The sequence below is a fragment of the Zobellia nedashkovskayae genome (assembly GCF_015330125.1).
In the GTDB taxonomy this organism is placed as follows: Bacteria; Bacteroidota; Bacteroidia; order Flavobacteriales; family Flavobacteriaceae; genus Zobellia; species Zobellia nedashkovskayae.
The window spans coordinates 4,832,529-4,846,244 of sequence record NZ_JADDXR010000002.1; the positions used below are offsets into that span (position 1 = coordinate 4,832,529).

General features: G+C 37.3%; 8 protein-coding genes. 1 reads left to right on the top strand and 7 read right to left on the bottom strand.

All coding sequences use genetic code 11. The features are described 5' to 3' along the window. Window positions 1-21: 21 nt before the first annotated feature. The 6 genes from IWB64_RS19965 to IWB64_RS19990 form a co-directional block, all read right to left on the bottom strand. Entirely contained in the window at window positions 22-1,359 is a 1,338-nt protein-coding gene (locus IWB64_RS19965) for a Gfo/Idh/MocA family protein (protein ID WP_194535687.1), read from the bottom strand. A gap of 157 nt (window positions 1,360-1,516) precedes the next feature. Then, window positions 1,517-5,038, bottom strand: a complete 3,522-nt coding sequence (locus IWB64_RS19970; RefSeq protein WP_194535688.1) for a sulfatase-like hydrolase/transferase — start codon at window positions 5,036-5,038, stop codon at window positions 1,517-1,519. A 169-nt stretch (window positions 5,039-5,207) separates the two neighbouring features. Then, the gene (locus IWB64_RS19975) at window positions 5,208-5,783 is read right to left on the bottom strand and encodes a peroxiredoxin-like family protein (protein WP_194535689.1); all 576 of its coding nucleotides are present in this window, start codon (window positions 5,781-5,783) and stop codon (window positions 5,208-5,210) included. A gap of 35 nt (window positions 5,784-5,818) precedes the next feature. Continuing rightward, window positions 5,819-6,646 carry a 3-keto-disaccharide hydrolase gene (locus IWB64_RS19980; protein ID WP_226975959.1) on the bottom strand — a complete coding sequence of 276 codons (828 nt, stop codon included), beginning with the start codon at window positions 6,644-6,646 and terminating at the stop codon, window positions 5,819-5,821. Between the two features lie 78 nt (window positions 6,647-6,724). Beyond that, window positions 6,725-8,221, bottom strand: coding sequence for a RagB/SusD family nutrient uptake outer membrane protein (locus IWB64_RS19985; RefSeq protein ID WP_194535690.1), 1,497 nt, complete (start codon window positions 8,219-8,221; stop codon window positions 6,725-6,727). Between the two features lie 58 nt (window positions 8,222-8,279). Continuing rightward, entirely contained in the window at window positions 8,280-11,375 is a 3,096-nt protein-coding gene (locus tag IWB64_RS19990) for a SusC/RagA family TonB-linked outer membrane protein (protein ID WP_194535691.1), read from the bottom strand. Window positions 11,376-11,658: 283 nt separating this feature from the next. Between IWB64_RS19990 and IWB64_RS19995 the strand changes: the two genes are divergently transcribed. Beyond that, the gene (locus tag IWB64_RS19995; RefSeq protein WP_194535692.1) at window positions 11,659-12,570 is read left to right on the top strand and encodes a Ppx/GppA phosphatase family protein; all 912 of its coding nucleotides are present in this window, start codon (window positions 11,659-11,661) and stop codon (window positions 12,568-12,570) included. A gap of 24 nt (window positions 12,571-12,594) precedes the next feature. Here IWB64_RS19995 and IWB64_RS20000 read toward each other — a convergent pair whose 3' ends face one another. Beyond that, window positions 12,595-13,641, bottom strand: coding sequence for a GntR family transcriptional regulator (locus IWB64_RS20000; RefSeq protein WP_194535693.1), 1,047 nt, complete (start codon window positions 13,639-13,641; stop codon window positions 12,595-12,597). Window positions 13,642-13,716 lie beyond the last annotated feature (75 nt).

The window sequence follows — 13,716 nt, forward strand, 5'->3', positions numbered from 1 at the left end:
CCGAATTTAATATTTAGAAAACTAGAGTTTTACATCCCAGCCTTTAGCGTATTCTCTACCCCATAAAGCCAATGCTTTACGATCTAGCATTCGCCCGGTTTTGGAATCTATATCAAAACCATTACCAATTCTATAGGCTACGTTACCAAAGTGAACTAATGCCATACTTTTTGATGCATCATCAATTGGTGCTTGTAAAGTTTCTTTACCTCTAATGGTGTTGAAAAAATTACCAACGTGAATGGTAGTCATTCCACCTCCGCCGCCAAGCTCAATTCCGCCTTCTTGCGTTTTTGCGTTAACAGTTTTTACCAAGTTACCACCTCTGTCATACAACTTGTACAAGTTTCGGTTTACAAAGACACTACCTTCGCTGCCGTATATAATTGTACCACGACCACCACCATAGGTAGAATATCCATTTCTACTTTTACCATCCCATTTAATGGTTGTATCATTATCGAACTTAAAAGTAGCTTCCATAGTATCGTACATTTCCCAACCGTCATCTACAAAGGCCGATTTAACACCATCTGCCTCTACATGATTTGGAAAGTCTACTTGTAGCGCCCAACGTGCTACATCTAATTCATGTGTACCATTATTACCTAATTCAGCCGTACCATAATTCCATCCGTACCAGTGCCAGTTGTAGTTCCAAGTTTCAGAAGTATAGTCACGACGAACAGCTGGCCCCTGAAATAAATCCCAATCCAAACCAGCAGGAACAGGCGCAGCTTTCTGATGTGGCACCTCTCCTCTTTTACTACTAAAAAAGGCAACTGCCTTGTACGGCTTACCAATTACCCCATTATGAATTTGTTTTATAATATCTATACTATGCTCTGCTGAACGTTGCTGGTTACCCATTTGTACAACACGGTCGTACTTTTTCTGGGCGGCAACGAGTAATTCATTTTCGGCCATGTTATGGCTACATGGTTTTTCTACGTAAACGTGTTTCCCTTCTTTTAACGCCATAATTGAACCTGGAGCGTGCCAATGGTCGGGTGTTAAGTTGAACAATGCATCTACTTTTTTATCTTCTAGAACTTTTCTAATATCGTTTTCCAATTTTGGAGTATAGCCTAATCGCGTAGACATTTCTGTGGCGGCTTTTACACGCTGACTCTCCATTACATCGCAAAGGTATAACAGCTCTACATTATTACTCTTCAACTCTATTGGCGTATACATAGCACTTACACGGCGTCCCAGACCTGCAATGGCCACCTGAATTCTATCATTGGCACCCATCACTTTTCTGTAACTCTTAGCCGATAAGCTAGAGCTACCCAATATAGCACCTGTAGTTCCCAATGCTGTTTTCTGAATAAAACTTCTTCTAGATGTTTTCATTATTGTTATTCTTTAATTTTAAAATCTTGTAATAAAAAGCGGTCTCCATGTTCTTATAACAGGATGCTGCCGGTTTAGGCTACTCCAAAATTTGGCTAATCTTTAAACTTATGTTTTTATAAATGTACCTTTTACAATTAAAAAAACTAAAGAAACTTTAAAAAGAATTGACCACTAATTTAATTTCATGCTTACCTGGTTCCAAGCGCACAGAGCCAAAAGCAGCGTTTACTTTTTTACCATTGTGCATGAGTTCTTTTCCTGGTGATGGAGCTATTTCAAATTCCGCAACCATATTAGCTGGAATCTCAATTTCGAAAATTTGAAGCCTAGGAGTTTCATATTTGTAGCTTCCTTTTATAGTTCCTTTTATGGTAGGCACTTCAATGCTGCTATTTTTTAAATCGCTCATTTGAGGTTTGATAGTAGCAATTCCAAATCCTGGTGTTTTAGGTTGAATACCCCAAAGTCCACGTGGGATGGCATTAGCCGGCACAGCACCCCAAGCATGGTTCCAATCTAGATTATTCTTATACTTTAAATCCCAAGCTTCCAAGGTCATAGTAGAACCGATACGAATCATGTTATACCAACTTCTATCACTTGTATCTGTTAGCAGTTCTAAAGCGTAATCTGCCGCTCCTGCGTTATAAAGGCCGTCCATTAAATATTGTGAACCGTAAACACTACACGCCATTCCGCGTGACTTCACGTACTCCACAACAGAGGAAATATGTTCCTCAGGCACCATATTAAAAGCCAAGGGCAACATATTAGCATGTAAGGCAGCATGATCCGTTCCGATACCATCAACATAAATACCTCGCTCTGAATCGAACATTTTTTCATTGACCGCTTTTTTAGCTTTTAAAGCACGAAGTTCAAAATCTCTAGCTTCCTCAGTTTTACCCAAGACTTTTGCAAATTCGGACATGATATTCATATTCTGGTAATAGAATGCATTCACTACGGTATTGTAATCTTTAAAAACATAGGCATCCCGTTCTCCTTTATTTGATGGGTCTCCTCCCCAACCTGCAGATGGCCAATCTACAATATCCCTAAAGGTCTCCTTTAACTGTGGAGAAAAACCTAAATTCTTCATTAACTCCGGCGTCATTTTAGTAGAAGTAATCAACCCTTCTTCATTAGAAAGCTCATAAAGGGTCTTGTATTTTAAATGGTCATAATATTTTTCAATAAGCTCCGTATTGCCCGTATACATATAATCTGCATAGAACATGAGCGCCACGTGCTGCTGCCATTCGGTAGGCCAGGTTGGGTGTTCCATAAAATATTCTATGGTCTGCCTTGCAATGGCATATTCTCGATCGGTGGTGTAATGACTTAATTGGTTCAAATACGCATCTGCCTCATACGGAATGCGCTCACGGTCACCATCTACATAGAGTCCATTAAAAGTAGTGGCCTTAATCGTATATTTACAGATTTCCCAAACTTGATTTAAAATGTCATCTGAGCTTTTGAAACTACTAGCATCATCTTCCCAATAACTATGATGTGCCAGTAGCGTGAAATCTTCTGCAGTAATGGACTCTTTTACACCATCAACCTCAACATATCTAAACGGCATTAAAACCGGAAAGTCTTTTGGAAGCGGTAGCGCCTTGCCTGGCCTTGTATTCCTTTCATCTACTTGTACCTGAAGTTGGTATTCTGTTTGATCAGGGCTTACAGCCATTTTAATTTCCTGATATCTGATATGACTTCTGTGGAAAGGTGTCCTGTTGATGTTTTCTCCATCTAATTGTTCCCCTATTCTAAAAGTAAGACTGTCACTCTCTTTGGTTTTATATGTAAAGTCTAGAGTTGCGAAAGCTGCTTTTCCAAAGTCCATGAAATAGGTTTCGCCTTTTTTTTCAAATTTGACGGGTTTAATTTCATCAATTTGAAAACTGTTGGGAGTGGTTATCGTTGCTTTAGGACTTCCCATAGTAAAAGACTGACTTTGAGAATAGCGTGAAAGCCGATTGTCTTGGTCCCAAATTCGTACTTTCCAGAAATAAGTCTCTCCACTTTTCAATGCTGTACCTTCATACTCTATTTCTGACGAGGTACTTGTTCTTATTTGCTTGCTATCCCAAACATCACCAATATTATTGGTAATGTTCTCTTTAGATGAAGCAACCAATATTTGATAAGCCGATTGTGAAACCGCTCCGTCCGGCACCACCCACCCAAATTCTGGTTCAGTATCAATTACCGTAACCCTTTCTGTGTTCCTTATCCACTCCACAACCAAATCACTAGGGCCTTTAGAATAGTCATCGGAAAGCTCAAGAATAAGGTCATTTGTTTTGTTGCGAAATGCCGCTAACTTTTCGGCGTATTTTGAATCTTTTGCTAGGTTGTTAATCTCCTTAGGGTCGTCTTCTAAATTGTAAAGTTCTTCAAAAGACTGATTGTTAACATATCGGAAATATTTCCAATTTTCGGTACGGATTCCTTCGCTTGGCGCAATATTATCAAACTCCCAAAGATGCTCAATCAAGACGGTATCTCGCTCAAAATTTTTCTTCGATTTATCTACAATAGGCATGAGGCTTTTACCTTGCCACGCATTTGGTTGGGCAATTCCTGCTAAATCTAAAATAGTAGAAGGCACATCTATGTTCAATGCCAATGCATCACTATCTTTTTGTCTTTTTACCCTTGGGTCATATACAATTAAAGGCACGCGAACAGAATTATCATATAACAACCATTTCCCCGCAAGCTGGCGTTCACCTAAAAAGTAACCGTTATCTCCCATTAGAATAATAACCGTGTTTTCTGCAAGTCCCTTCTTCTCTAGCTCACTCCTTATTTTGGTAATTTCCCTATCTATTCCAGAAATCATTCTGTAATATCCATTTACGCTATGTTGATATTTTTCGGGAGTATCATAACGCCACGTCCAACGTAAACGGTTAAAGCCATCACGTACAAATTTAGGTTGAGCCTCAAAATATTTGTCTTCTCCCAAATCTGCTTTGGGCATATTCATATTCTGAAGCAAAGCATCTGACTCCGTTTGCCAGAAATATTGGTCTTCAGCTCCATCATGGGCATGAGGAGCACTAAAACTCAAGGAAAGACAAAAAGGTTTGTCTGTTTTTACTTCTGCAATAAAGTCTATCGCTTTTTGTCCTGTGTAGCGTGTTAAATGAACCGTGTCCTTACCTAACGTTTTATAGTAATAACCACGTTTGTCTTTATATTCATTATTACGGTCATAAGACTCATATTCATCAAACTGATTTTCTAGGTTATCATAACGGACTCCATATTTTCCATAGAAACCAGTAAAATACCCATTCTCCTTTAAAATAGAAGGATAGGATTGAGTCATGTACGACGCTCTAATATTTCCTGTTTGAAAATTGAAGCTATGCGTACGCTCATAAAGTCCGGTCAAAATACTAGCTCTACTGGCGGCACAAATTGGGGTGGTCACCATAGCATTCTCAAAATAAGTGCCTTTCTTGGCCAATTTATCCATTTCTGGAGTAGAAATAAGCTTGTTTCCCGCATAACCCAGTGCATCAAAACGCTGGTCATCCGTTAAAATAAAAATAATGTTGGGCTTTTTAGCTTGCTGTTCTTGCGCCGCTTTTTGGGCCTTTAATGGTTGTAAGTATCCGCAAAGAAAAATAACCACCAAAACTCGTATTCTCATAAATTAGGTATTTGTCAATTTCCCCTGAAACTAGGCATTCAGGTTAAAATCAAGAAGCTAGAAAAAATCTTCTTCAAACTTATGTTTTATAGAAACATTACCCATCCTGTGCTGTCCTGAGGATTGATACTTTTAACTGTTTATTTATCTACCATACCTGGCTGACAAATTAAACCTTGTTTGTTATCACTTTAAGTATCCTTAGTATTTCGTCTACACCCATTCTTTCTGTATAGTTGGCTTCAACATGGGCTTCTTCAATTGTTTGATTGGTGTTGATAATAAAAGTAGCCGGTATAGGAAGAGTTTTTGAACCGTCGCCATTTAGAAGTGTTAAATCACGTCGTGCATGATAATCTTCACCCGGATCAAATTGAAGACCATACGCTTTAATTACTTTCTGATCAGCATCACTGAGCACTTCAAAATCTAAATTATTCTTTTCTTTTGCCGTTAATGCGCTATCCGGACTTTGCGGACTGATTGCTAAAAATGAAGCTCCAAGAGATTTAATTTCCGGCAGTTTACTTTGAACTTCTCTAAGGTCTAAATTGCAAATGGGGCACCACTCACCACGATAAAATTTAATAACTACAATCCCTGATTTTAGCATTTCTGAAAGCGTAATATCTTTACCTAAAGCATTTGGCAAAGTAAAATCTGGAGCTTTATCGCCAACGGATAATCCTTGGAGATGACTTGCATTTGAAATAACTAACTTTTGAAAATCTTGTAATTCACTCATATAATATTGAATTATGTTCTTTAAAATTGATGTCCTTACAGGTTCTTCAACCGTATATTTCTATACTTAACTTTCATTGGCGGACCTACATGAACCTGTACTCCTAAATATCCTTTTAACTTTCTATTTATAGCGTCTTCATCATTAACATCACTCATTAAAACTCCATTTACATAATGTTGAAGTCTATTACCTTTTATAATAAGATGTACCTCGTTCCAATCCTCACTCTTTATTTTTGTCTTCAGGGAATCTGATTCGCCCAAAGAACCTACCACTTCCCTACTCTGCCAACAGTTATTTTTCACATTAGCTCTTAACGAACCGTTAGTATCAGGATTATCTTGGCTATTAATAGTTACTTTTTCTCCTCTATAGGCCAAGGTAGCCCTTTTTTTCTCCTCATAGTTTTGACCGGTATACCTTCTCTTACCATCAATATCTGCTTGGTATCCTTTCATGGCATTAGGAATTGTATCTATTAAATCACTCCTATAATTAATACCGCTATTCCCAGATTCAGCTATTTTAAATTCCAACTTCAATTCAAAATCATCTGGTTGATCTCCTTCCCAGATAATAAAAGTATTACTTTTTAAAAGAGTTTCTGGGGTTACCTCACCCACTAACGCACCATTTTCTACACGCCAATAATTAGGATCACCTTTCCAACCCGTTAAGGTTTCGCCATCAAAAATATTTACAAAGCCATCTCCTTCCTCTAGAATTTTAACTACAGCGTCAGCTTCTATCGTTGTTTCTTGCTTTTTTTCTTTGCAAGATTGAACGTATGCAAGCAACATAAGGGCCATAAAACAGCCTGCTAAATATTTTGATACTTTTCTACTATTTTTATACATCATATTTTTTTTATGATTAAAGGTCATGGATAACCATGACCTTTAAATATTTGTATCCTGATATCTTCTAGGTTAATTTAATTAAAAATTAGGATTTAGAGAGGACTCTGAAGCTGGAAGAGCGTATCGTTCGGAAATATTGGTAAAGACATTACCTCGTGGTTCTACTCCTGCGGGATAGTAATAGTCAATCGGGTTTGCCTTTATATTGTTCCCATGAGCCGTAATCACGTCTATTGCACGACCCGTTCTTACCAAGTCAAACCACCTTTTGTTCTCAAAAGCGAGTTCTACTCTTCTTTCATTAAAAATCGCCTCACCTAAATCACCTGTCGGCTCACCAAGACCGGCACGTGTACGAACTTGATTTAAATAAGGAAGAGCTTCGCCACTCTTACCTTGTTCTTCTAAAGTTTCTGCTAAAAACAACAGCACTTCAGAGTACCGATAAATAGGCCAATTCATACCATGGTTACCATTTAGAGCATGAGGCTCAACATATTTCTTAATAATTGGGTACACACCATCTTCCCAAAAACTCTCACTAGCCGTTACGTACATAATAGAAGCTTCCTCCCTTAAGTCTCCATCTTCATAAGCTTCAATAATATCTGGCGTAGGAATATTATTTCCTTCACCATTAAGAGGTTGCGGATTAGATGTTCCAGTTATTAAACCAACTTCCTCTGCATTAAGTGGTCTTGGAAGAAAGTTATATAAAAAACTACCGTTAAGCCCTTCAGCACCTTCTCTATACTGAATTTCAAAAATAGACTCCATGTTGTTCTTGTTTTCGCTATTTCCAGAAAAAGCATCTTCATAATTAGGCATTAACATGTACTCATTACTGGCTACGACTTCCTTCAACAAAGTTTCTGCTTCTCCCCATTGTTCACGTACTATATAAACATTTGCCAAAAGTGTTTGAGCTGCACCCAATGTAACTCTACCTTGCTCTTGTTCTGATTTAAGCGGTAATAAGCCCGCAGCCGCTCTGGCATCCTCAATTATTTGTGTGTACAGTTCATCTTCACTAGAAAGCGGTAAAGCGGCTCCATCACGATCTAATACAGGTTCTAAGTGCATTGGCACACTACCAAATAATTGTGTTAATTCAAAATAAGAATAAGCTCTTAGAAACAATGCCTGACCTTTTAGATTTGCCTTTTCTTTCTCATCAAATTCTGCTTCGTCAATAGTTGTCAAAATTTGATTGGTACGAGCTACGACTTGATAATACTCGCGATAAATTGATTCTACATGAGTATTAGCTGTAATGCCACCGTCACTGGGTATAGAGTGATCTGCGATATCTTCTTGATTGTCCGTTGCTCCAAACGCCGTATTACGAGCAAAATAGGTGTTGTCAGAATGCATCTCCGCCAAATATGGCTTAGCTTGATTATTAATTCCGCGTAAAGGAACATACGCTCCGTTTACTGCTTGAGTAAAATCTTCCTGTGTTTTAAAGAATGTAGGGACACTCAATGAATCCTCAGGAAATATAGTTAATTCATCATCGCAACTGGTGACTAAAAAAGTCATCGAGGCTACAATACAGTAGAATATCTTTTTCATGTTTTCAGTTTTATAATTTGTCGAAATTGAAATATGTTTGGACATCATCGTTTTTGATTTAAAAGTTTAAGTTTAAACCAACACTAAATATTCTTGGAACAGGATATCCGGAAATATCAACACCAGAAGCAAGGTTGCCACCATCTCCATCTCCATTGTTCTGTACACTTATCTCAGGGTTTGGTCCACCCCAATATTTCGTAAAAATATGTACATTCTGAATTGACCCATAAATACGGGCAGACTTAAAATACTTTTCAACTCCAGGTATTGTGTACCCTAAAGTGATATTTCTAATATTAAAATATGAAGCATCAGCAACAAAACGATCGTTTACCCAATCTCTTTCTATACCGGTAACATTACCGCCACCAACCGTAGTACCATAGAAGCCATCTCCAGGGTCTTCAATAGATCTAAAGCGATTCTCGACATCAGCCAAAAGATTAAAAACACCGTCTAAGTTTGCCGTACTATATAAATGCCTCACCAACAATTGATTCCCTTGAGAACCAGTACCCACTACTGACAAATCAAAATTACCATAATTGATTGTATTCGTAATACCATAGGTGAAATCAGGGAAAGGACTGCCGGTAATGGCTCGATCATCATCATCACCTCCATTTGTTATAATACCATCACCATTAATATCTACTAACTTAATACTTCCTACAGTGGAACGACCTGGAACCTGTGGTGAACTATCTAAATCTTCTTGATTTAAGTAAACGCCATCGGATACATGTCCATAAAATTGCCCAAAAGGTTGCCCCACTTGGGTAATATGCCATCCTCCTGGACCATATACCCTATCTATACCATCTGCTAATGCCTCTACCCTATTTCGGTTGAATGAAATATTGGCATTAGTTGTCCATTTAAATTTACCCGTTGTATTAACAGTGTTTAGACCAAACTCATGACCCCAAAAACGAATCTCTCCAATATTATCGCTAAATTGATTAAAACCAGATTCCTCCGCAACTTGAACATTGTATAATAGATTAGTGGTATTTTTGGTATAGTAGTCATACACGAAAGACACCCTGTCATTAAAAAGGCTTAAATCAAGTCCTAAATCAAACTGCTTGGTTGTCTCCCAACCTAAGTTTGAATTTGAAAGAGAATTTACAGCAGAACCAGGCGCAAAAGTGTCTCCGAAAACCGCATTTACCGTATTGTCTATTAAAGCATATTGGGTGTAATTACCAATGTTATTATTACCCGTAACTCCGAAACTACCTCTTAATTTAAGTAATGATATGGTCTCAGAATTTTCTAAAAAAGATTCATCAGAAACAATCCAACCCGCTGATACGGAAGGAAAAGTACCCCAACGATTCTCAGATCCAAACCTTGAAGAACCATCACTACGTATTGAACCGGTCAATAAATATTTTCCTTTATAGTTATACGTAAGTCTAGATAAAAAAGAAACCAAACTCCACTCTCTTACCTCATCAAATGTTCCACTTCTGTTTATGTTGGTGGCTCCTTGTATTGTTGGCAAGCGGTCATCTGCAAAATCAGATGCCTGAACCCTATTACGATCTTGCCGGTATTTTTGATACGTAAAACCCCCTAAGACAGAGAAAGTATGATTACCAATACTTTTATCATAAGTAACCGTATTCTCGTTCAACCAAGAAAAAGTATTTCGGTCATCCCAAATTGCCTCGTTATTGGTAGGTACAGGTCTATTGATAGAGTATGTAGCATTAGTAGGACTGAAGAATTCATATTGCTCATTATATAATTCAGCATTCAAACTAGTTTTTATAGCAAGACCCTCAATAGGTTTATATTCCAAAAAGGCATTTGTCAAAAGATTAATACTTTTAGTTTCATCTTTAATACGCTCTGCAGAATTTAACCAGTTAGCGTAAGAAAAAATGTTTCCTGTATCTGCTGGAAAATTATTGAATTCCGTTCTTGAGCCATCCGCATTATAAATTGGCATAATAGGCCAAGTATGTAATGCATTAAACAAAAGACCGGTACCTCTGGTACCATCTGTTCTTGGCACATTGTCAATTACATGATTAGGTGCTATGTTTACACCAATACGGACCTTGTCGGATAAAGTATAATCTAAATTCGCACGAAGTGAATATCGCTTATAATCAGAACCTAAAACAACCCCTTCTTGATCAAAGAAACCTAACACAACCGATGTTTTCAATTTTTCTTTATTAGAAGTAATACTAAGATTGTAATTGGTCATAGGTGCCGTTCTTAGAAGCGCATCATACCAATCATTAGTCTGCCCTTCATATTGAGAAGGATTCTGGAAAATATCAGGAACGGGACTACCTTGATCCTCGTAATATTCTTTTTTAAATTGAGCAAATTGAACAGCATCCATCATTTCTATTCTTCCACGCTCCGGAACACTTTGCATACTGGTAGTCATATTTAAACTCACACTTGTCTCTCCCGCTCTTCCGCTTTTGGTGGTAATTAATACAACACCATTTGCTGCTCTAGAACCATACAACGAAGTAGAAGCGGCATCTTTAAGTACACTAATGTCCTGAATTTCATCTGGGTTTATATTGTTGATTCCTCCCGAAATAGGAAAACCATCCACCACGTATAAAGGATCACTACCACCAGAAACCGATAATTGTCCCCTAATACGTACGGACATGCCTTGACCTGGTTTACCTGTGGTCTGGTTAATTTGAACTCCAGGAAGTCTACCTTGTATTTTTTGTGTAACCTGAGAAACCGGAATATCCGCAAGTTCATTGGCTTGAATAGTAGATACAGAACCTGTTACTTGTCGCTTAATTTGGGTACCATAACCTACTACTACAACTTCATCTAGAAGTGCTGCATCTTCGGCCATCGATATATCTATCTGGCTTTTACCGTCTACTGTAATTTCTTGAGCAGTAAATCCTATGTAAGTAAACACCAAAACACTATTGGCGTTTGGAGCTACAATACTGTAGTTCCCGTCAAAATCTGTTACAGACCCGGTAGTTGTTCCTTTAACAACTACGTTTACCCCGGGCAAGGCTTGTGAATCGTCTGCCGAAATAACTGTACCCGTAACGGTAACGCTTTGTGCCTGCATTGCTAAACCCCATAATAGGGTAACAATAATTAGAAATCCTTGTGAATTCCTTCGAAATCTTTTTTTCATAATCTTGAGATGTTTAGTTGAGTAACATTAAATCCTTAATATTTTGAGCGGAATTTTAAGGGATAATCAAATATATACGGGTCATTCTAAGAACTCATCCTGTACAGTGCTGTAGTGTCCTGTACTATCCTGTACTACACGAGAGTTCCATGGACCAAAGGTTAATTTGACATGGACAACCTTGTTAAATCTCTCTTAGAACAAACCCATTATATGCTTTCTTCAAAATTTTGAATTACCTTTTAACTCTATAATAAATTCGTTACAATTAATTTCACTTTAAATGAAACTAGCATCAATAGATATTGGGTCTAATGCCATACGATTACAGGTTGTAAAAGTTTATGAAGAAGATGATTTAGTCAGCTTTAAAAACTTGCAATTATTACGTTTTCCTTTACGATTAGGTCACGATGTCTTTTCTCAAGGAGAAATATCGCAGCCTACAAAAGAGAAGTTTGTGAAGCTAATGAGCACCTTTAAACATTTAATAGACCTGTACGAAGTGGAAGATTACTATGCCGTTGCCACTTCCGCTATGCGGGAAGCAAGCAATGGAAAGGAAGTTAGCAATCAAATCCTGAAAGATGTTGGTATGAAAATCAATGTCATTAGTGGAAAGAAGGAGGCTAGCATTCTAAACAAAGCCATTAAGCCTACGCTACAGGATAGAAAATACGTGCATATTGATGTGGGCGGTGGTAGTACGGAACTAAATTTACTTGAAGGGGGCAAACTTATACAAAGTAGATCTTTTAAGATAGGATCAGTACGGCAATTAACCGCAAAAGAACGCGCGGCTGTTTTTGCATCAATGAAAGAATGGCTTCACACCACAAGTTTTTATAAATCAAAAAATATAGTTGGTATTGGTACTGGCGGTAACATTAACAAGCTCTACGGACTGGCCAACAAGGCTTCAAACATGGCGATTTCTTTTGCTGAATTGAAAGCATTGCGAGCTTATGTAAGTGAGTTCACTTATGAGCAACGCATGTCTATTTTAAAGATGAATCCGGACAGGGCCGATGTTATCATTCCTGCTTCTGAGATTTATTTAAGGGTACTAAAGGAAATGGGGAGTGACCAGATTCTTGTCCCTAAAGTGGGTTTAAAAGATGGTCTTATTTATGAGCTTTACGAACAAAGAACTCATAAAAATCTTGACAGAATAGAGTATTTGGGCTACCTCTAAACTACTATTCAATAGCTGATTTGACTATATAGAATTTCTGTCGATAAAATGAAATGGGTTTTTTACTTTCCCTTTTTTCTTATCCATAATCATACGGGCAGCTGTTTCTCCCATCGCTTTAAAATCTGTGGAGATACATGTAATTCCCAATAATTGTTTTAGGGGCGTATCGTTATAGGAAATTACACCTATATCATTTCCTAGCTCAAATTCCTGGTTCCGTATTTGGTTAACGAGATTCACCAAATCCGATTCGCTTATGGTAATGAACAAATCGCCTTTTTTTAGAATCATATCATCATAAATCTCGTCTAGCACCTCAAAATCTATGGAGTGCTCGCTACAAAATTTTCTAAATCCATGTAAAATTCGCTTGGGATAAGGATAAACCGATTCTTTGGGATATGTGATGAACAATTTTTCATATTGAGAAATCTTACTATATCCTTCTTTTAATGCATTATAAATATCATTCTCAAAATCCTGATAAATTTCAATATGGTTTCCTTCAATTTCGGCAACAGGATTATCCATTATGACTAATTTTTCCTTTGGGATTTCATTTATTGCTTTAATTACTTCAGGGGTATAGCTCGTATGTTTTAGTTTTTCTGTCTTAAAATGAGGCATGATGACATAATAGTCATAAGCATTCCTATTTTTTTCCAAAAGATTTAGAAAAAGTTCTTCCTCGCAATGGTAAATGAAAAGACTTGTATGAGATGTTCCTCCAATGCTATTTATAAAAGAATTATAAATCCGCATCTTATACGAACTCAACTTATTGATTAGAAAGAGGATATTGACTTTTGATATTAATTTAGTTCTGGCTATATAATACCCTTTTCCCCTTATGGATATGATTACCTTCCGCTCCCTTAAAATACTATACGCCTTTTCTACTGTATCTCTTGATAACAGGTACTCTTCACTGAACATGTTTATAGACGGAATTTTATCGTCCATCTTTAAATTACCTGCAGAAATATTATAAATGATAGAGTCTACAATCTGTTTGTACTTTGGAACTCTAGAATTCTCATTTATATTGATAAAATTAAATATATTCATCAGCAGAAGTCTTTATCTTTTCCATTGTAATGGTCTTACAACATGGCAATAATAAAGATGTAATTTGGTAATCTA

Coding starts and splice junctions, on each gene's coding strand:
- IWB64_RS19965 (WP_194535687.1), bottom strand. CDS start 1,359: ATGAAAACATCTAGAAGAAGTTTTATTCAGAAAACAGCATTGGGAACT.
- IWB64_RS19970 (WP_194535688.1), bottom strand. CDS start 5,038: ATGAGAATACGAGTTTTGGTGGTTATTTTTCTTTGCGGATACTTACAA.
- IWB64_RS19975 (WP_194535689.1), bottom strand. CDS start 5,783: ATGAGTGAATTACAAGATTTTCAAAAGTTAGTTATTTCAAATGCAAGT.
- IWB64_RS19980 (WP_226975959.1), bottom strand. CDS start 6,646: ATGATGTATAAAAATAGTAGAAAAGTATCAAAATATTTAGCAGGCTGT.
- IWB64_RS19985 (WP_194535690.1), bottom strand. CDS start 8,221: ATGAAAAAGATATTCTACTGTATTGTAGCCTCGATGACTTTTTTAGTC.
- IWB64_RS19990 (WP_194535691.1), bottom strand. CDS start 11,375: ATGAAAAAAAGATTTCGAAGGAATTCACAAGGATTTCTAATTATTGTT.
- IWB64_RS19995 (WP_194535692.1), top strand. CDS start 11,659: ATGAAACTAGCATCAATAGATATTGGGTCTAATGCCATACGATTACAG.
- IWB64_RS20000 (WP_194535693.1), bottom strand. CDS start 13,641: ATGAATATATTTAATTTTATCAATATAAATGAGAATTCTAGAGTTCCA.